This is a genomic window from Mesorhizobium maamorense (assembly GCF_044998965.1).
Taxonomy (GTDB): domain Bacteria; phylum Pseudomonadota; class Alphaproteobacteria; order Rhizobiales; family Rhizobiaceae; genus Mesorhizobium.
The window spans coordinates 6,008,702-6,026,790 of sequence record NZ_CP173356.1 but is presented as its reverse complement, the minus strand read 5'-3'; the positions used below and the strand labels follow the sequence as shown (position 1 = coordinate 6,026,790).

18 protein-coding genes and 1 riboswitch are annotated in these 18,089 nt (G+C 63.0%); of the genes, 11 read left to right on the top strand and 7 right to left on the bottom strand.

Translation table 11 applies throughout. The features are described 5' to 3' along the window. Positions 1-48: 48 nt before the first annotated feature. The 5 genes from ACIU1A_RS30145 to ACIU1A_RS30125 all read left to right on the top strand — a co-directional run bounded on the left by ACIU1A_RS30145 (position 49) and on the right by ACIU1A_RS30125 (position 5,328). A complete protein-coding gene (locus ACIU1A_RS30145) occupies positions 49-1,632 on the top strand; it encodes an ABC transporter substrate-binding protein (protein ID WP_140558767.1) in 1,584 nt (527 codons plus the stop codon). Positions 1,633-1,713: 81 nt separating this feature from the next. Continuing rightward, complete coding sequence (locus ACIU1A_RS30140; protein WP_140580628.1) at positions 1,714-2,553, top strand: alkaline phosphatase family protein; 840 nt, start codon at positions 1,714-1,716, stop codon at positions 2,551-2,553. Positions 2,554-2,679: 126 nt separating this feature from the next. Next, on the top strand, positions 2,680-3,246 hold the full coding sequence (locus ACIU1A_RS30135) for a sigma-70 family RNA polymerase sigma factor (RefSeq protein WP_404925986.1): 567 nt from the start codon (positions 2,680-2,682) through the stop codon (positions 3,244-3,246). After that, positions 3,243-3,911, top strand: coding sequence for an anti-sigma factor (locus ACIU1A_RS30130; RefSeq protein ID WP_140558770.1), 669 nt, complete (start codon positions 3,243-3,245; stop codon positions 3,909-3,911). The genes ACIU1A_RS30135 and ACIU1A_RS30130 overlap by 4 nt, the downstream gene beginning before the upstream one ends. After that, a complete protein-coding gene (locus tag ACIU1A_RS30125) occupies positions 3,901-5,328 on the top strand; it encodes a S8 family serine peptidase (RefSeq protein WP_404925985.1) in 1,428 nt (475 codons plus the stop codon). Before ACIU1A_RS30130 ends, ACIU1A_RS30125 begins: the two co-directional genes overlap by 11 nt. 74 nt (positions 5,329-5,402) lie before the next feature. Here the strand turns inward: ACIU1A_RS30125 and ACIU1A_RS30120 are convergent, their stop codons facing one another. The 3 genes from ACIU1A_RS30120 to ACIU1A_RS30110 form a co-directional block, all read right to left on the bottom strand. After that, a complete protein-coding gene (locus ACIU1A_RS30120; protein WP_404925984.1) occupies positions 5,403-6,749 on the bottom strand; it encodes an NAD(P)/FAD-dependent oxidoreductase in 1,347 nt (448 codons plus the stop codon). Between the two features lie 169 nt (positions 6,750-6,918). Beyond that, entirely contained in the window at positions 6,919-7,941 is a 1,023-nt protein-coding gene (locus ACIU1A_RS30115) for a LacI family DNA-binding transcriptional regulator (RefSeq protein WP_140501204.1), read from the bottom strand. Continuing rightward, positions 7,938-8,183 carry a hypothetical protein gene (locus ACIU1A_RS30110; protein ID WP_404925983.1) on the bottom strand — a complete coding sequence of 82 codons (246 nt, stop codon included), beginning with the start codon at positions 8,181-8,183 and terminating at the stop codon, positions 7,938-7,940. The genes ACIU1A_RS30115 and ACIU1A_RS30110 overlap by 4 nt, the downstream gene beginning before the upstream one ends. A gap of 123 nt (positions 8,184-8,306) precedes the next feature. Between ACIU1A_RS30110 and ACIU1A_RS30105 the strand changes: the two genes are divergently transcribed. From ACIU1A_RS30105 to ACIU1A_RS30085, 5 genes are all read left to right on the top strand, one after another. Continuing rightward, a complete protein-coding gene (locus tag ACIU1A_RS30105; protein WP_404925982.1) occupies positions 8,307-9,662 on the top strand; it encodes an ABC transporter substrate-binding protein in 1,356 nt (451 codons plus the stop codon). 264 nt (positions 9,663-9,926) lie between these two features. Further along, the gene (locus ACIU1A_RS30100; RefSeq protein ID WP_140501210.1) at positions 9,927-10,940 is read left to right on the top strand and encodes a carbohydrate ABC transporter permease; all 1,014 of its coding nucleotides are present in this window, start codon (positions 9,927-9,929) and stop codon (positions 10,938-10,940) included. A gap of 1 nt (position 10,941) precedes the next feature. Next, a complete protein-coding gene (locus tag ACIU1A_RS30095; protein ID WP_404925981.1) occupies positions 10,942-12,096 on the top strand; it encodes a carbohydrate ABC transporter permease in 1,155 nt (384 codons plus the stop codon). A gap of 4 nt (positions 12,097-12,100) precedes the next feature. Then, positions 12,101-13,765 (top strand): alpha-glucosidase, encoded by a 1,665-nt coding sequence (locus ACIU1A_RS30090; protein WP_140567869.1) that lies wholly within the window; start codon positions 12,101-12,103, stop codon positions 13,763-13,765. A gap of 25 nt (positions 13,766-13,790) precedes the next feature. Then, complete coding sequence (locus ACIU1A_RS30085; RefSeq protein ID WP_140501216.1) at positions 13,791-14,903, top strand: ABC transporter ATP-binding protein; 1,113 nt, start codon at positions 13,791-13,793, stop codon at positions 14,901-14,903. Between the two features lie 87 nt (positions 14,904-14,990). On the opposite strand, the gene ACIU1A_RS30080 is transcribed toward ACIU1A_RS30085, so the two are convergent. From ACIU1A_RS30080 to ACIU1A_RS30065, 4 genes are all read right to left on the bottom strand, one after another. After that, positions 14,991-15,227, bottom strand: coding sequence for a DUF680 domain-containing protein (locus ACIU1A_RS30080; protein WP_140501218.1), 237 nt, complete (start codon positions 15,225-15,227; stop codon positions 14,991-14,993). Positions 15,228-15,298: 71 nt separating this feature from the next. Next, positions 15,299-15,505, bottom strand: a complete 207-nt coding sequence (locus tag ACIU1A_RS30075) for a DUF680 domain-containing protein (protein ID WP_140880682.1) — start codon at positions 15,503-15,505, stop codon at positions 15,299-15,301. A gap of 69 nt (positions 15,506-15,574) precedes the next feature. Continuing rightward, positions 15,575-15,781 carry a DUF680 domain-containing protein gene (locus ACIU1A_RS30070; RefSeq protein ID WP_140525616.1) on the bottom strand — a complete coding sequence of 69 codons (207 nt, stop codon included), beginning with the start codon at positions 15,779-15,781 and terminating at the stop codon, positions 15,575-15,577. A gap of 69 nt (positions 15,782-15,850) precedes the next feature. Next, the gene (locus ACIU1A_RS30065) at positions 15,851-16,048 is read right to left on the bottom strand and encodes a DUF680 domain-containing protein (protein ID WP_140501224.1); all 198 of its coding nucleotides are present in this window, start codon (positions 16,046-16,048) and stop codon (positions 15,851-15,853) included. Positions 16,049-16,502: 454 nt separating this feature from the next. Continuing rightward, positions 16,503-16,705: riboswitch (cobalamin riboswitch) on the top strand. Positions 16,706-16,833: 128 nt separating this feature from the next. Here ACIU1A_RS30065 and ACIU1A_RS30060 point away from each other — a divergent pair. Continuing rightward, on the top strand, positions 16,834-18,081 hold the full coding sequence (locus ACIU1A_RS30060) for an aromatic ring-hydroxylating dioxygenase subunit alpha (RefSeq protein ID WP_140625482.1): 1,248 nt from the start codon (positions 16,834-16,836) through the stop codon (positions 18,079-18,081). The last annotated feature ends 8 nt before the right edge of the window (positions 18,082-18,089 follow it).

The following is an 18,089-nucleotide window of genomic DNA, read 5'->3' as shown; positions in this document are numbered from 1 at the left end:
CTTCGGACGGCATCGCCTGTGTGCGGTTGTTTCAAAAAGGGGTAGGACATGAAGACTGAACTCGACCATCTCGCTGAACTCGCCGGCCAAGGCCGGATATCGCGGCGTGACTTTCTCGGGCGCACCGCGGCGCTGGGCATGTCGGCGGCGCTGGCAACGACGCTGGCCGGGAAAGCCTTCGCGCAGACGCCGGTCAAGGGCGGCATTCTCAAGGCCGGCCTGCAGGGCGGCGAATCGACCAACAGCCTCGATCCGGCGCTGAACCTCAGCCAGGTCACCTTCAGCTTCGGCAAGCAGTGGGGCGAATATCTGGTTCGCCTCACCCCCGACAACAGGTTGGTCAACCTGATCGCCGAGGACATCGGCGCTTCCCCGGATGCCAAGACCTGGACGATCAAGATCCGCGACGGCATCGAGTTCCACAATGGCAAGACGGTCGGCGCGGAGGATGTCGCGGCCACCATCGAGCGCCACGCCGACGAGAAGTCGAAGTCGGGCGCACTCGGCATTCTCAAGAACATCAAGGGCATCAAGGCCAACGGCAAGGAGGTCGTCGTCACGCTTGCCGACGCCGATGCCGACTTCCCCTATCTGATGGCCGACTATCATCTCGTCATCCAGCCCAATGGCGGCAAGGACGATCCGAACGCGGGCATCAGCGCCGGCCCCTATAAGGTGACCGTCAACCAGCCCGGCGTGCGCCATGGCGGCGAGCGCTTCGCCAATTACTGGCAGGGCGACAAGGCGGGCCATGCCGACCAGGTCGAGATCGTCGTCATCAACGATGCGACGGCGCGGCTGGCGGCCCTGCAAGGCGGCCAGGTGCACATGATCAATCGCGTCGAGCCGAAGGTGGTCGACCTAGTCAAGCGCATCCCCGGCGTCAGCATCGAGAACGTTTCGGGCAAGGGCTATTACCCGTTCAACATGTTCTGCGACACCGCGCCCTTCGACAACGGCGATCTCAGGATGGCGCTCAAGCTCGCCATGGACCGCGACGAGATGCTGGAAAAGATCCTGCGCGGCTACGGTTCGGTCGGCAATGACTTCCCGATCAACGAGGCCTATCCGCTGTTTTCAGCCATCGAACAGCGCAAGTTCGACCCGGAAAAGGCTGCAGCGCTCTACAAGAAGTCGGGCCACAGCGGCTCGATCCTGCTGCGCACCTCCGACGTCGCCTTCCCCGGGGCCGTCGATGCGGCACAGCTCTATCAGCAGAGCGCCGCCAAGGCAGGCATCAAGATCGAGATCAAGCGCGAGCCTGGCGACGGCTATTGGTCGGAGGTCTGGAACAAGCAGCCTTTCTCGCTGTCTTACTGGGGCGGGCGTGCCACGCAGGACCAGATGTATTCCACCGGCTATGTGTCGAACGCCGACTGGAACGACACGCGTTTCAAGCGGCCCGAGTTCGACAAGATGCTGTTTGCAGCGCGCGGCGAGCTCGACCAGGACAAGCGCAAGGCGATCTATCACGACATGGCCGTGCTGATGCGCGACGAAGGCGGATTGATCGTGCCTTTCTTCAACCAGTTCATCGACGCCGCCACCAACAAGATCGGCGGCTTCGCCAAGAGCCCGATCGGCGAGATGATGGACGGCTACGCGCTCGCCGAATGCTGGCTGAACGCCTGACATCAAGTTCCCGCCGAAAGCGCCGCGTGTCCGTGCGACACGTGGCGTGCTCGTTCCCCCGACAATCGCATGGAGCAGCTCGTGGCGCTCAAGACCAAACTGTTGCTGATCATCCTCGACGGCGTGCCTTACCGGAACTGGCGCCGGCTGATGGGCAACCTCGAAGGCTGGGTGCAGTCGGGCGAAGCGCGGGTATGGAGGATGCGCTCGGTGCTGCCGTCGACCTCGGCCTGCTGTTATGCTTCGATCCACACCGGGGTGCCGCCGCAGGCGCATGGCATTCTTTCCAACGAGAACCGCTTCCGCGTCAGCCAGCCCGACATCTTCTCGGAGGTCACCAGGGCCGGGGGAATAACCGGCGCGGTCACCCACTCCTACTGGTCGGAGTTCTTCCGTTCCTACCCGTTCGACCTCGTCGAGGACATGGAGTATGACGAGCCGGGCGGGCCGATCACGCATGGCCGCTTCCACACCATGACCGGCTACAACGCGCGCAACCAGATGACGCCGAGCGACGTCGACCTGTTCGCCACGCTGACCATGCTGAGCAGCCGCCACGGCATCGACTACGGCATCCTGCACACTTGCACGCTGGACTCGATGGGCCACCGTTTCGGCCATGACTGTCACGAGATGGACCATGCGTGCTACGCGATGGACGGCATGCTGGCCGCTTTCCTGCCGCGCTGGCGCGACGCCGGCTATGAAGTGATCGTCACCGCCGATCACGGCCAGACCGACCGCGGCCACCATGGCGGCCATGATGAGGAGATGCAGGATTTCGCGCTGTATTATTTCGGCGCCGGCAAGGGACCGGATGCCGACACACTGCTCGACCAGCTGCAGCTGGCGCCGACGGTTCTAAGCCGACTGGGGGTGTCGGTGCCGGCGACGATGAAGGCGAAGCCTTTCCTGAGCTAGCTTCCCCTTCACCCACTGGCAAGGCTCATCTTCTTCGGTTAGCCTCCGCAAATTCCTTGGCGGAGGATGAACCTTTTTGAGCCGATCAGCGACAGAGCAGGCAGGAGCCAGGCGGCTCGATCGGTCATGACCGGCGCGATGGAGACCGATCGCGCGCTTGTCGAGCGGGTCGCGAAGGGCGACCGGGCCGCCGTGCGGCTCCTGTTCATGCGCCACTACGCGCGGATATACCGCTTCGTGGCGCGCCAGACGGGATCGGAAATGATGGCTGACGACATCGCGAACGAGGTGTTCCTCGAACTGTGGCGCCAGGCGCCGGGTTTCGAGGGACGTTCCGAAGTCTCGACATGGCTGCTCGGCATCGCCCGCTTCAAGGCGCTGTCCCTGTTGCGCAAGAAAAAGGAAGACTGGATCGACGACGAGGCCGCAGCCGCGGTGCCCGACGGCGCCGATACGCCCGAGATCGTTGCCATGAAGGAGGACAAGAGCACTGCCTTGCGCCGCTTCATCGATGCCTTGCCGCGCGAGCATCGCGTGGTCATCGATCTCGCCTATTATCAGGGGCAATCGGTGACCGAGATCGGCGAGGTGCTCGACATCCCGGTCGCGACCGTCAAGACCCGCATGTTTTATGCCCGCAAGAAACTCGGCGAAGCCCTCAAGGCCGCCGGTTACGACAGGGGGTGGCCATGAGCGCCGCTGAAAAGATGTCGCGCCGCGACGAAATGGAAACGTTGCTGCCGTTCTACCTGAACGGTTCGCTGGAAGGCTCGGAACTGGAGGCCGTCGAGGAATGGCTGGCCAGCGATCCGACGGCGATGGCCGCCCTTGGCGAGGCGGAGGCTGAATTCTCCAGCACCGCGGCCGCCAATGAGGCGATCCGTCCGCCGGCCGACGCGCTGAGCCGCTTTTCCAGGGCGCTCGATGCCGAGGCTGGCCCGGCGCGCGCCGCCGCCGGTTCGTCCTGGCTGGCGCAGGCCTGGGGCCGTTTCATGGCGCTGCCGGTCGGCGTCGCCTGGGCGGCGGCCGCGGCTCTGCTGGCGCTGGTCATGGTGCAGTCGTTCGTGCAGCCCGGCGGCAAGGACGGCAATTTCGAGATCGCGGGCGCGCAGGACGAGATGGCGAAGATGCCGTTCGCCCTGGTCAAGTTCAAGCCCGACGCGAAAATGTCCGACATCGCCGCCTTTCTCGGCAGCAGCGGCCTGAAGATCCTGGACGGACCGACCGCCGGGGGCGTGTTCCGGCTCGGCATTCCGGCCGCCAACGCGGCCGACTACACCAGGCAACTCGGCCTTGTTGCCGCCCAGCCTTTCACCGACACCGTGATCGAGGGAAGGAAACCGGCCGATGGCGGCTGAGGCGGTCATCCGATTTGCGGCAATTCTTGCGGCAGCGATGACGATCGCCACCGGGCCTGCGTCGGCGCAGGGCAACGACGCCAATGCCAACCGGGGAAAGATCGACTGCCGCAACGGCACCGATGCGGCGGGCGCCGACTGTGGCAAGGACGGCAAGGGCATCAGTGACGGCGCGGCCGGTGCCGTGTTTCTTCCCGCCCTGATCGTCGACCTGTTCCCCAATCCGGCCGCTCCCGCGGCACCGGTGCCGACGCCACGGCCGGACCCGGCGACGCCGCACGGCGGCACGCCGGCCGGACCGCCTTCGGGCGGGCCAATCGTCTCGCCGAGCGATCTCATCGCCGTTCAGCCGCCACGCGCCGTGGCCGGCGATTTCGTGCCCGACGAGGTGCTGGTGACCGTCGATGGCGATGCGGGCGCCGTGCAGCAGATCGCCGCTTCCTTTGGCCTCGATGTGCGCTCGCAGCGGCGGTCGTTTCTGCTCGGCACCACCCTTGTGCGCTTCGGTATTCCGGACGGCCGCCCCGTCGGCGTCGTGCTGGCGCAGCTTGCCGCCGACAGCCGCACGGAGCGGCGTGAACCCAACCATACCTATTCGCTTCAGCAGGCGGCGGGCATCGTCAACTATGCGTTCGAGCGCATCGCGCTGGAACCCAGCCAGGCGAGCGGCGAGAACGTCCGCGTCGCGGTAATCGATACCGGCATCGACGACACCAATCCGACGCTGGCCGGGGTCATCGCCGGCCAGTTCGACGCCATGCCCGACGTGCCGGTCGAAAAGCGCGACCACGGCACTTCGATCGATGGGCTGATCGCCGGCGTCGGCGCGCTCAAGGGCATGGCGCCCGGCGCCAGGATCTATCACGCACGTGCCTTCGAAGGCGGCAAGTCGACAATGGACGTCATCCTTGCTGCGCTCGACTGGGCGGCCGAGCAGGACGTGCGCATCATCAATATGAGTTTCGTCGGTCCGAAGAACGACCTGCTCGGCGTCGCCTGCCGCAATGCACGCGCGCTCGGCATGGTTCTGGTCGCCGCCGCCGGCAACAACGGGCCCAAGGCGCCCTATGGCTACCCGGCCGCCTTCGACGGCGTCATCGCGGTGACCGCCACCGACGCCAGGGATGGGCTAATGCCGCAGGCCAATCGCGGCGGCTATGTCTTCATCTCGGCGCCGGGCGTCGAGATGGTGGCGCCGAGCGGAGCCGGCTCGGATGTCGTCACCGGCACATCGTTCGCCGCCGCGATCGTCTCGGGCGCCATTGCCAATCTCATCCACGCCGCGCCGGACCGCTCGGCCGACGCCATCGAAAAGGCGCTTGCCGCAACGGCCCGGGATCTCGGTTCGAAAGGGCGGGACGATGACTTCGGCTACGGGCTGCTGGACATCAAGGCCGCCGAGACGGCGAAGGAATGATCCTTGGCAACATGCTCCTAAATTCAATCGGCTATTTGCGAAGGCCGAGACGGGACGAATGCTGGACTAAACATCTAGAGGGCCGGACCCAACCGAACGGCGCTTCCATCATAGAAGCGTGACAGCCGAAAGCGGCTGAGATCATGCCCACTCGCGTTACCCTGTATCAGGTCGGAAACGACGCGACCGATTCCAGGTCCGATACCGAAGCCGTGACCACTCATTCCCGTGGCCACGAAAAGACCGACGACTGCCCGGGCGTGATCCACGACGGGGACGACATCGGGCATGGCGTCAATCATGCCTCCCCACCCTGCCTTCAAGCGAACTGTTTCGAACTGTGGAAAAAGGCGTCTGAAATTGCGCTCTACAGAACGGAGGCCGGAGCGTTCAGCGGCCGGGTTGAGCACCCGCATTCTTTCGAAAGGACTCTGGGAATCCGGGGGCCAATCGCGCGGGGTCGACCAGCTATCAGGGTAACCCGATGGAGCGCACGGAAAGTAGCGGGTTCCGAGCGGATTGGCCATGAGGGCGGGAAGATACTTGGTGGCGTGCCGGAATGCGTCAGGCCCCAGGTAAAGCAAATTACTACCTCCCGGGGCGAGCGTGTATCCGCCATCCTGTCGGCGCCTGAAAGCGATGTGTTCGTCCGCTGCCGCACCTGCATAGATTTCAGGCATAGGCTCCGTTGCGGCTACGGTTACCCTGACGCTGAGTTGGGGGATGGAGACGCCGTGTCTTCTCAGGAACAGGGACGACCAGGCGCCGCCCGCGACCAGTACGCTGGAGCTTTCAATGTATCCCGCCTCGGTCCACACTCCTCTGATCCTGCCGGCTGAGATTTCGAGGGTTCGCGCTGCGCAATTCTCTATGATCTTGGCGCCTTTTCGGACGGCAAGACGAGCAAGCGCAGGTACCGCCAACCAAGGCTCCGCGCGCATGTCGGAGGGCGTCGTCATCGCGCCCTTGAACTTGCGCGACATGCCCCTGATGAGTTTCGCGGTTTCGTCCGCGTCCAGGAGGCGAGTGTCGAGCCCATGGATGGCGGCGATCTTCATGAACTCTTCGAAACCGGCCATGTCCTTGTCGGAGTTCGCCAGATAGGTCACACCTGTCTGGTCCAGCCCGATGTCTTCGCCGCATTCCTCAGCCAGTTGCCGCCATAGGCGAAAAGCCTCGATGACAATTGGCAGTTCATCTGCGTCGCGCCCCTGCTTTCGAATCCAGCCCCAATTTCGGGACGATTGTTCGGCCGCAACGCGGCCTTTTTCCAGCAGCGTGACCGGAATGTTCCGCTCCGCCAGGAAAAGAGCCGTCGTTACGCCGATAATGCCGCCACCAATGATGACCACCTCCGAACGCTTCGGCGGTGGGCCAGGATGTTGGATTGGATCCATTTCGGAGAACGGGAATATGGGCAAATTGGGCATCCAGGAGGGCTGGTTGATGGCTTTGGCTTACTGGTTGCCACCCTCTGAAAGCCAAAGCAAGCGCGGTGCAGGCAGACCACTATCCATGACACTGCAATCGATCTTCCGGCAACGCCCGCAAGCGGTCGAACTCGGCCCCTCGGAGCGATTGGCTCTAACCCTAGGCAGGCGCTCCGGCAACCGACCCCCTGATCACCAGGTCGACCGGCCAGACCTCGCCGCGCGGGCCCTCCTCCAGGCCCGATATCCGTGCGGCCAGACGCTCGGCGATGCGGGCGCCGGCGAGCCGGATCGAGGAGCGCGTCGTCGACAGCGGTACGGAGAAATTCTCCGGCTTCAGCCATGGGAAGACGTCGTCATGTGCAATTAATGAGATGTCGCCGGGGATGCTCAGGCCGAGGTCGCGCACGGCGCGCACGACGCCGAGCGCCATGATCAGGCTGGAGCAGGCGATCGCGGTCGGCGCGCCGTCCTGTTCGAGCAGGCGCCGGGCGGCGCGATAGCCGTTCTCCTCGGTCATGGCAACGGAGCAGACATGGCGGTCGCCCAAGGTCAGGCCGCTCGCGGCGAGCGCCCGGCGCACGCCTCGCTCGCGATGCACGGCGAAGGTTTCGCGGTCATCGCCATTAATCAGCGCCAGCCGCCGGTGGCCGAGCTGGACGAGCAGCCGTGCCGCCTCGTGAAAGGCGCCCTCATTGTCGATGTCGAGATAGGGATAATCGAAATCGAAACCTTCGCTGCGGCCATGGATGATGAAGGGTATGCCGAGCGTGTTGACCAGCGCCACGCGCCGGTCGGCCGGCGTCGGCGAGGAGATGTAGACGGCGTCGACCTGGCGGTTGGCGACGATGCGCCGGTAAGTCGTCTCCTGGTCGTCGGCGTCGGCGGGAGACAGCACCAGGTCGAGTTCGTGCGAGCGCGCATAATCGCCAAGGCCGGACAGGAATTCGACGAAGTGCGGGTCGATGTCGACGGCAGCACCCGTCGGCAAGACATAGCCGATCATTCCGGACTTGCCGGTCGCAAGCCGGCGTGCGCTCGGATTGGGGCGATAGCCATGGCGCTTGGCGGCGTCCATGACGCGCCGGCGCGTCTCTTCGTTGACCTCGGGATAGCCGTTCAGCGCCCGGCTTACCGTGGTCTGCGAAAGCGCCAGCATGTGCGCGAGTTGCTTCAGGTTCACGAGAGGGCTCCATATGCCTCAAAGCGCTTTAAATTGAATCGACCCAAGCCCTGCGGCAGGCCCGTCATATCATGGCGACCATAGGCAGGCTTGGTGCAGGTTTGAAACATAAATTGCTGCTGCACTGCCAAAAAAGCATGCTGCAGCGCGATTTTCCAGGCGCCAGACTCCGGAATTAAATCGATTAAGTTACCACGCCCCTTGACTTCTGGACGATTCAATGGCGAGATCGAAATAGCCAAAGCGCTTTGGAAGACTCTTCGAAAGGTTGCGGTTCCTTTCCGACTGAGTCACAGTCCTGCGGCGTCGGCGGGCGGAATGGAGGTTCCGTCCGGTGTTTTGTGACCCACTGGGAGGGAATACCGATGAAGAAAATGCTTTTGCTGGGCGCCGCGCTTGCCTTGCTCGCCCTCGGCGCGCCCGCGCAGGCCGAACTGAAGTTCAAGCCGGGCGAGGACAAGCGTTTCAACTGGGCAAACTACGAAGAGCTCAAGAAAGTCGACCTCAAGGGCGAGACCCTGTCGATCTTCGGGCCATGGCGCGGCGAGGACGAGACCCTGGTGCGCGGCGTACTCGATTATTTCTCGGAAGCCACCGGCGCCGAGATCAAATATTCCTCCTCGGAAAATTACGAGCAGCAGATCGTCATCGACACGCAGGCCGGCAGCCCGCCCAACATCGCCGTTCTGCCGCAACCCGGCCTGATCCAGGACCTTGCTTCCAAGGGTCTCTTGACGCCGCTCGGCGACGACACCGCCAAATGGGTCAAGGACAATTACGGCGCCGGCCAGTCATGGGTCGACCTCGGCACCTTCAAGGACAAGGACGGCAAGCCGGGCTTCTTCGCCTTCCCCTACAAGGCCGACGTGAAGTCGCTGGTCTGGTACTCGCCGGACAATTTCGAGGAAGCCGGCTACAAGGTGCCGAAGACGCAGGAAGAACTCGCCGATCTCGAGAAGAAGATTATCGCCGACGGCGGCACGCCGTGGTGCATCGGGCTCGGCTCGGGCGGCGCCACCGGCTGGCCGGCGACGGACTGGGTGGAAGACCTGATGCTGCGCACGCAGTCTCCGGAAACCTACGACAAATGGGTGAAAAACGAGATCCCGTTCAACGACCCGGCCGTGGTCAATGCCATCGACATCTTCGGCAAGATCGCGACCGACGACAAGATGGTGGATGGCGGCGCCAAGGCGGTCGCGGCCACAGATTTCCGCGACAGCCCCAAGGGCCTCTTCGCGGTGCCGCCGAAGTGCTACCTGCACCATCAGGCGTCGTTCATCCCGACCTTCTTCCCCGAAGGCACGAAAATCGGCCAGGACGCGGATTTCTTCTACTTCCCGCCCTATGCCTCCAAGCCCGAACTCGGCACTCCCGTGCTCGGCGCCGGAACGCTGGCGATGATCACCAAGGACTCGAAGGCCGCCCGCGCGTTCATCGAATTCCTGAAGATGCCGCTGGCCCATGAGATCTGGATGGCCGAAGGCGGTTTCGTGACGCCGTTCAAGGCGGTCAACAAGGATGCCTATGCCAGCGATGCGCTGCGCAAGCAGGGCGAGATCCTGGCCAACGCCTCGACTTTCCGCTTCGACGGGTCGGACCTGATGCCGGGCAAGATCGGCGCCGGCGCCTTCTGGACCGGCATGATCGACCTGGTCGGCGGCAAGTCGGCGCAGGACGTCGCCACCGACATCCAGAAGAGCTGGGACGCGATCAAGTAAGAGCCGCGTCTGCGGAGGCCTCGGCCTCCACCTCCCGAGCGGATCCGGGCCAACCGGCCCGGATCCGACCGGCCCCATCGCAACATCCCAGCCCGGCCAACCGGGACGGATCAGGTTCCAGTCTTGACAGCGTAGACATTCCGGCATGCGGCGGGCACGGAGCCACACGCTTCCCTGCCTGCTCGCGCTCAACAACGAGATCGGCGCGCGGCGCAATCGCAAGGATCGTTTCCATCCTGGCGGGTCGTGCAGGGAGAGGGACCCATGGCGGCTCAGATTTTCTCGGCCATATTCGTCATCATCATCGGCGTCGGCGGCTGCGTCGCCTATTTCTGGGGCGCCAACAAACTGCTCGATGTCACCTTTCCCTCGCGCGGCGTCTCGGGTGCCGCCGCCGTCGACAATCTGCGCCGGCAAGGGCTGATCCGGCCCTGGCTGTTCGTCGGTCCGGCGATGATCATCCTGACCATCTATCTCATCTATCCGGTGGTCGAGACGCTGCGGCTGTCCTTCCTCGATCGCGGCGGCGCCAATTTCGTCGGCCTGGCCAATTATCAATGGGCTTTCGGCGACCGCGAGTTTCGCAATTCGATCCTCAACAATGTGCTCTGGCTGGCCGTAGTGCCCGCCGCCTGTACCTTCCTTGGCCTGATCATCGCCGTGCTTACCGACAAGATCTGGTGGGGCACGATCGCCAAGAGCCTGATCTTCCTGCCGCTGGCGATCTCCTTCGTCGGCGCCAGCGTCATCTGGAAATTCATCTATGAGTATCGCGGCGAAGGCCAGACGCAGATCGGCATCCTGAACGCCATCATCCAGCATTTCGGCGGCCAGCCGCAGGTCTGGATATCGCTGCCGTTCTGGAACAATTTCTTCCTGATGGTGATCCTGATCTGGATCCAGACCGGCTTTGCCATGGTCATCCTGTCTTCGGCGCTGCGCGGCATTCCGGAAGAGACGCTGGAAGCCGCCGTCATCGACGGTGCCAATCCGTTCCAGATCTTCTGGAAAATCATGGTGCCGCAGATCTGGGGCACCATCGCCGTGGTCTGGACCACAATCACCATCCTGGTGCTCAAGGTATTCGACATCGTCCTGACCATGACCAATGGCCAATGGAACAGCCAGGTGCTGGCCAATCTGATGTTCGACTGGATGTTCCGTGGCGGCGGTGATTTCGGCCGCGGCGCGACAATCGCCATCATCATCATGATCGCGGTCATTCCGATCATGGTCTGGAACATACGCCAGGCCAACAAAGAGACGGGAGGACATTGAGATGACCGTCGCGACCGGAAACTCCTTCGCCAGCCGCTTCGGCGTTCACATCGCCGTCCTGGTCTTCGTTGCGATCTGGACCATGCCGACGCTCGGCATCCTGGTATCGTCGCTGCGCGACAAGGACCAGATCATCGCCTCGGGCTGGTGGAACTCGTTCGCCAGTTCGACCCAGACCGAAGCTGGACGCCTGCCGCCCGCCTCGGCGCAGGTCGAGAAGGACGGCAAGTTCGTCCTCCAGGGCAACATTTTCGGCGATGGCGCCAAGCGCGAGATCAGCGCCTTCGGCGTCAAGTCGGCGGCACCGACACAATATCCGGCCGGCACATCGGCCGATCTCGGCGACGGCGTTACCTTGCAGCTCAATGCCGACGGCAGCTTCGTCATGACCTCGCCCAAGGCGTTCGAGGGCGACCGCGGCCAGCGCGTCTACTATGCCTCCTCGGCGCCGCCGAAATTCACCACCGACAATTACAGGACCGTGCTGTTTTCGGAAGGCATCGGCCGCTCCTTCATGAACTCGCTGACCGTCACTATCCCGGCGACCGTCATCCCGATCCTGATCGCCGCTTTTGCGGCTTACGCTCTGGCCTGGATGCGCTTTCCCGGGCGCGCGCTTCTGATCGCGGTCATCATCGGCCTGCTGGTGGTGCCGCTGCAGATGTCGCTGATCCCGCTGTTGAAGCTCTATAACGGCGTCGGCGCCTTCTTCGGCGTGCCCTCCAAGACCTATCTCGGCATCTGGCTGGCGCATACCGGCTTCGGACTGCCCTTCGCCATCTACCTCTTGCGGAGCTACATTGCCGGCCTGCCGCGCGAGATCATGGAATCGGCGCGCATCGACGGCGCCAGCGATTTCGAGATATTCGTCAAGATCGTGCTGCCGCTGTCATTTCCCGTGCTGGCGTCCTTCGCCATCTTCCAGTTCCTGTGGGTATGGAACGATCTCCTGGTGGCGATGGTTTTCCTTGGCACGCAGGCGGATCAGATCGTGCTGACCGCCAAGCTCAATGCCTTGCTCGGCTCGCGTGGCGGCGACTGGGAGATCCTGACGACGTCGGCTTTCGTGACCATCATCGTGCCGCTGATCGTGTTCTTCTCTTTGCAGCGCTATTTCGTCCGCGGGCTGCTCGCAGGCTCGGTGAAAGGAGGCTGAAACCATGCAATCCGCTTTGAAAGCCAGTTCGAGGCCCGATCTCGCCGTCGATAGCGACTGGTGGCGAGGTGCCGTGATCTACCAGATCTATCCGCGCAGCTACCAGGACTCGAATGGCGACGGCATCGGCGACCTCAAGGGGATCATCGGGCGGCTGCCCTATATCGCCGCGCTCGGCGCGGACGCCATCTGGATCTCGCCCTTCTTCAAATCGCCGATGAAGGATTTCGGCTACGACGTCTCGGATTACTGCGACGTCGACCCGATGTTCGGCACGCTGGCCGATTTCGACGCGCTGACGGCGGAGGCGCACAGGCTGGGGCTGAAAGTGATGATCGACGAGGTGCTGTCGCACACCGCCGACATCCATCCCTGGTTCAGGGAAAGCCGATCGAACCGCAGTAATCCGAAAGCCGACTGGTACGTCTGGGCCGATCCCAGGCCGGACGGCACGCCGCCCAACAACTGGCTGTCGATCTTCGGCGGATCGGCCTGGCAATGGGACACCAGCCGCCAGCAATATTACCTGCACAACTTTCTCGCGGAACAGCCGGACCTCAATTTCCACAACGGCGAAGTCCAGGACGCGCTGCTCGACGTGACCCGCTTCTGGCTGGAGCGCGGTGTCGACGGGTTCCGCCTCGACACCATCAATTTCTACTTCCACAGCCAGGGGCTGGAAAACAACCCGCCGCTGCCGCCGGAGCAGCGCAACGACCAGACCGCACCCGCGGTCAATCCCTACAACTACCAAGACCACATCTACGACAAGAGCCGTCCGGAGAACCTCGGCTTCCTCGAACGCTTCCGCGCCCTGCTCGACGAATATCCGGCAACGGCCGCGGTCGGCGAGGTCGGCGATTCACAGCGCGGACTGGACGTCGTTGCGGCCTATACAGCCGGCGGCAAGCGCGTGCACATGTGCTATTCCTTCGATTTCCTGGCGCCGGAAAAGATCAGCGCCGCCAAGGTCCGTTCGGTGCTGGAAACCTTCGGCAAGGTTGCCAGTGACGGCTGGTCGTGTTGGGCCTTCTCCAACCATGACGTGATGCGCCCGGCCTCGCGCTGGGCCGCCAACGAAGCCGACCCGACCGCCTATCTCAAGGTTATCTCGGCATTGCTGATGTCCTTGCGCGGTTCGGTCTGCATCTATCAGGGCGAGGAACTGGGGCTCGGCGAAGCCGAATTGCGGTTCGAGGATCTGCAAGATCCCTACGGCATCCGTTTCTGGCCGGAATTCAAGGGCCGCGACGGCTGCCGCACGCCGATGGTGTGGGACGGCAGCGCCAGGAATGGCGGCTTCTCCCAGGCAAAGCCGTGGCTGCCGGTGCCGGCCAAGCACCTGTCGCAAGCCGTCAATGTCCAGCAAGGCGATGAGCATTCGCTGCTCGAACACTACCGGCGCTTTCTCGGCTTCCGCCGTGCCCATCCGGCGTTGGCCAAGGGCGATATCAATTTCATCGAAAGCCAGGGCGACACTGTCGCCTTCACGCGCCGCGCGGGCAACGAGCAGATCGTCTGCGTCTTCAACCTGGGATCCGGGCCAGCGGAGGTTGACCTTGGCGGTCGATCGCTGCAACCTTTGCCCGGACACGGATTTTCGGGACAGCAGAGCTCCGGCTCCATCCGCCTCGGCGGCTACGGCGCCTGGTTCGGGCGCATCGACTGAATTCTAGGGACCACTGGAGGGAAACATGGCCGATGTCACGCTGAGGCAAGTGAAGAAATCATACGGCAATCTCAACATTCTGCACGGCATCGACCTCGACATCAAATCAGGCGAGTTCATCGTCTTCGTCGGCCCGTCGGGTTGCGGCAAGTCGACATTGCTGCGCTCGATCGCAGGGCTCGAGGAGATCACCTCGGGCGAGCTCAGAATAGCCGGCGAGGTGGTCAACGACGTGCCGCCGTCGAAACGCGGCATCGCCATGGTGTTCCAGTCCTACGCGCTCTATCCGCATATGACGGTCTACGACAACATGGCGTTCTCGATGAAGATCGGCAAGGAAAGCAAGGCCGAGATAGACAAGCGCGTGCGCCAGGCGGCAGAGATCCTGCAGCTGACCAACTATCTCGACCGCCTCCCCAAGGCGATGTCGGGCGGCCAGCGCCAGCGCGTGGCCATCGGCCGCGCCATCGTGCGCAACCCGAAGGTGTTCCTGTTCGACGAACCGCTGTCGAACCTCGACGCCGCGCTGCGCGTCGCCACCCGCATCGAGATCGCCAAGCTCAAGGAATCGATGCCCAACACCACCATGATCTATGTCACCCACGACCAGGTCGAGGCGATGACGCTGGCCGACCGCATCGTGGTGCTGAAGGAGGGCCATATCGAGCAGGTCGGCACGCCGATGGAACTCTACAAGAAACCCGGCAATCTGTTCGTTGCCCAGTTCATCGGCTCGCCGGCCATGAACATCCTGCCGGCGACCATCGACAAATCGGGCAATCCGACCGTCATCAGTCATGTCGGCGGCCGCAAGGCTACGGTGCCGATCGCGACGCCGGCCTCGGCCAAGGGCGCGTCGGTGAGCTTCGGCGTGCGGCCGGAGGACCTGACGATCGCCGGCGGCACGGACTATCTGTTCGAAGGAACGGTGGATTATGTCGAGCAGCTCGGCGAGGTGCAACTCGTCTATGTCGACATCGGCCGCGCCGACCTGCCGCTGGTGACCAAGCTGCCGGGCAATGTCGAGGTCAAGCGCGGGGCGACACTGCGGCTGAGCGCCGACGCCGGAGACCTTCATATCTTCGACGCGGATGGACGATCCTTCGCGCTGCACGAGACGGAAGCGAAAGCGGCCTGAGAGCAGGCCATGAATTAATTGCCGGTCACGCAAAAACAGGAGCGGCGGGCAAAGCCCGCCACTCCTGTTTGGTGTCAGCTTCGGCTGTTAGTGGCCGAAGAGATTCCGGTCACTGCCCTGAGGGGCGGACTTGTGTACATCGCCCGACGAATTGAGCAGCTTGTAGACGGGCGAGCCGCTGTCGCGGATCGAAGCCGTGTGCGCATTGTCGACCGAGGTGACGGCAGGCTGATTGGCGCCATTGGAGCCATAGTTGTCGCTGCTGGCGAAAGCGCTGCCCGAAACGGCCAGGACGGCGGCGGCAGCAAGGATGATCTTTTTCATTTCAAGTCTCCTGAATTCTCAAATTCCACCGCAGAGGCGGGCTTGCCCGCCATCTGCTGCAGGATCGGCTGTTAGTTGTTGCCGAAGAGGTTATGGTCGGCACCCTGAACAGGTGCCTGGGCAGCCGGAGCCGACGTCTTGGTCGAAGCGGTGTATGAGCTGTCGGTCGAAGTGGCCGCGGGCTGGTTGGCGCCATTGGAGCCATAGTTGTCGCTGCCAGCAAAAGCGCTGCCCGAAACCGCCAGAACGGCGGCGGCAGCAAGGATGATCTTCTTCATTTCAAGTCTCCTGAATTTTCGAATTTCGCCAGGACGGCGGAAGGCCCGCCGTCAACTGGAGATCGGCTGTTAGTTGTTGCCGAAGAGGTTGCGATCGGCACCCTGAACAGGCGCTTGGGCAGACGGCGCCGACTTCTGGACCGAAGCCGTGTGCGCGTTGTCGACCGAGGTGACAGCAGGTTGGTTGGCGCCATTGGAGCCATAGTTGTCGCTGCCGGCGAAAGCGCTGCCCGACACGGCCAGGACGGCGGCGGCAGCAAGAACGATCTTCTTCATTTCAAGTCTCCTGAATTCTCAAATTTCGCCAGGACGGCGGAAGGCCCGCCGTCAACTGGAGAGCGGCTGTTAGTTGTTGCCGAAGAGGTTGCGATCGGCACCCTGGACAGGCGTCTGGGCAGCCGGTTCCGACTTCTTGGTCGAAGCGGTGTACGAGCTGTCGACGGCGGTGGCCGCAGGGGCATTCGAACCATAATGGTCGCTACTAGCGAAGGCGCTGCCGGAAACAGCCAGAAGGGCGGCGGCAGTGAGAATGATCTTTTTCATTTTTTGATACTCCAGTATTTTTCCGTCCGTCTAGCGGCGTGTCTTGGGAGGAAATCGCGTCGTTCGGACAGCCCCGATGTGGGAAGGCCATACCGCCATTTCCAATCACGAAGTTTTTCCGTGTGGACCAAGTTTCCACCACTTGAAATTGTGCCAGAGCCTTCAACATTCGTTTTTTTCTGTTTAGTATCAGATGGTTATGCAAACACGTCGCGCGATCACCAACTGTGTCGAAGGCCCAGTGTTCACACCGTCCTGCACGCATCGTCAACAGAAACGAACCGTTCGGTTCGATTTTAGGGGACGCTAATAGTCACCTCCGCCACGAGACGGAATCCGAGGCGGCGACCTGAGGCTTTCTGCCCCTGCAACGGCGGCCGCATTGTTTCCAATGCGTGTCGCGCGGCATGGATGCGATGTCGTTTTCATGCCGACGACAAGCCGGCGATCATGGTTAGATCCTGCCATCTCAGGTGCCGCCGCGTGACGACGAGGCGGAGAATTGGGAAGCCGGTCAGAATCCGGCGCTGCCCCCGCAACGGTGGTGGAGTTCAGGTCGCAACGGGAGACCACTGGGCAAAGGCCTGGGAAGGTGTCGCGACAGTCCGCAAGGACAGCTCCAGAGCCCGGAAACCAGCCCGAGATGTTGGACTCGACTGATCGCGGCGGGCGGTCAAGAGGCGGATGGTGCATGTCCGGCGCAAGCCGGCGCGGCTTGATCCTTCCTCTCTCCCCTCCGTTCAGTCCTTCGATGCGAGGACAGGACTTCAATGCGAGGACAGGACATGGATGCGCGCAACGACATGCTGAAACGGCTGCAAGGCCGCAGGGACGGCTTCTCGCTCGAGCAGCCCTTCTATACCGATCCCGACTACTTCAAGCTCGACATGGAGCTGATCTGGTACCGCGACTGGCTGTTCATCGGCCATGATTGCGAACTGCCCCGGCCCGGCAGCTTCATCACCGTGCAGATCGGCGACTATCCTGTGGTGCTGGTGCGTGACCAGAAGGGCAACATCAACGCCTTCCACAATTCTTGCCGCCATCGCGGCAGCCGCGTCTGCAACACAGACAAGGGCACGGCGGCGAAGCTCGTCTGCCCCTACCATCAGTGGACCTATGAACTGGACGGCAGGCTGCTGTTCGCCAGGCAGATGGCCGAGGGTTTCGACAAGAGCCAGTTCGGCCTGAAGCCGGTCGCCTGCGAAAGCGTCGGCGGCTACATCTTCATTTGCCTCGCCGACGAGCCGGCGGATTTCGCGCCGATGCGGACGATGATCGAACCCTATTTGCTGCCGCATCGGCTGCGCGAAGCAAAGGTCGCCTTCGAGAGCACCATCGTCGAGAAGGGCAATTGGAAGCTGGTCTGGGAAAACAACCGCGAATGCTATCATTGCGCCGGCAACCATCCGGAGCTCTGCAAGACCTTCCCGGAGGCGCCGACCGTGACTGGCGTGCAAGACGCCGACAGCGACCCGGAGATGCTGGCGCACTGGGCCAAGTGCGAGGCGGCCGGCCTGCCGAGCAGGTTCCGCATCGACCCGGCCGGACAGTACCGTGCCACCCGCGCGCCGCTGCTGCGCGATGCCGTCAGTTATACGATGACGGGAAAACGCGCGGTCAAGAAGAACTTGTCCGACGGCGTTGCCACCGACCGCATCGGCTCCTTGCTGCTCTATCACTATCCGACGACCTGGAACCACATCCTTGGCGACCACGCCGTCACGTTCCGCGTGCTGCCGATCAGCGCCACCGAGACCGCGGTGACGACCAAATGGCTGGTTCACAAGGACGCGGTCGAGGGCGTCGACTACGACCTTGCCGAACTCACCCATGTCTGGACCGAGACCAACGGCCAGGATCGTCGCATCGTCGAGGAAAACGCCTTCGGCATCCTGTCGCCGGCCTATGAACCCGGCCCCTATTCCGAACTGCACGAAGGCGGCGTCATCCAGTTCGTCGACTGGTACGCGCGTTTCATCGGTCCGCGCCTCGCCGAAGACGGCCGGCCGGCCCTGCGCAGCGTTGCTTGAGAGGTGAG

What these genes read in the sequence shown, in the direction of transcription:
- ACIU1A_RS30145 (WP_140558767.1), top strand. Translation starts at nt 49, where the DNA reads ATGAAGACTGAACTCGACCATCTCGCTGAACTCGCCGGCCAAGGCCGG.
- ACIU1A_RS30135 (WP_404925986.1), top strand. Translation starts at nt 2,680, where the DNA reads ATGACCGGCGCGATGGAGACCGATCGCGCGCTTGTCGAGCGGGTCGCG.
- ACIU1A_RS30130 (WP_140558770.1), top strand. Translation starts at nt 3,243, where the DNA reads ATGAGCGCCGCTGAAAAGATGTCGCGCCGCGACGAAATGGAAACGTTG.
- ACIU1A_RS30125 (WP_404925985.1), top strand. Translation starts at nt 3,901, where the DNA reads ATGGCGGCTGAGGCGGTCATCCGATTTGCGGCAATTCTTGCGGCAGCG.
- ACIU1A_RS30105 (WP_404925982.1), top strand. Translation starts at nt 8,307, where the DNA reads ATGAAGAAAATGCTTTTGCTGGGCGCCGCGCTTGCCTTGCTCGCCCTC.
- ACIU1A_RS30100 (WP_140501210.1), top strand. Translation starts at nt 9,927, where the DNA reads ATGGCGGCTCAGATTTTCTCGGCCATATTCGTCATCATCATCGGCGTC.
- ACIU1A_RS30095 (WP_404925981.1), top strand. Translation starts at nt 10,942, where the DNA reads ATGACCGTCGCGACCGGAAACTCCTTCGCCAGCCGCTTCGGCGTTCAC.
- ACIU1A_RS30090 (WP_140567869.1), top strand. Translation starts at nt 12,101, where the DNA reads ATGCAATCCGCTTTGAAAGCCAGTTCGAGGCCCGATCTCGCCGTCGAT.
- ACIU1A_RS30085 (WP_140501216.1), top strand. Translation starts at nt 13,791, where the DNA reads ATGGCCGATGTCACGCTGAGGCAAGTGAAGAAATCATACGGCAATCTC.
- ACIU1A_RS30080 (WP_140501218.1), bottom strand. Translation starts at nt 15,227, where the DNA reads ATGAAAAAGATCATCCTTGCTGCCGCCGCCGTCCTGGCCGTTTCGGGC.
- ACIU1A_RS30075 (WP_140880682.1), bottom strand. Translation starts at nt 15,505, where the DNA reads ATGAAGAAGATCATCCTTGCTGCCGCCGCCGTTCTGGCGGTTTCGGGC.
- ACIU1A_RS30070 (WP_140525616.1), bottom strand. Translation starts at nt 15,781, where the DNA reads ATGAAGAAGATCGTTCTTGCTGCCGCCGCCGTCCTGGCCGTGTCGGGC.
- ACIU1A_RS30065 (WP_140501224.1), bottom strand. Translation starts at nt 16,048, where the DNA reads ATGAAAAAGATCATTCTCACTGCCGCCGCCCTTCTGGCTGTTTCCGGC.
- ACIU1A_RS30060 (WP_140625482.1), top strand. Translation starts at nt 16,834, where the DNA reads ATGGATGCGCGCAACGACATGCTGAAACGGCTGCAAGGCCGCAGGGAC.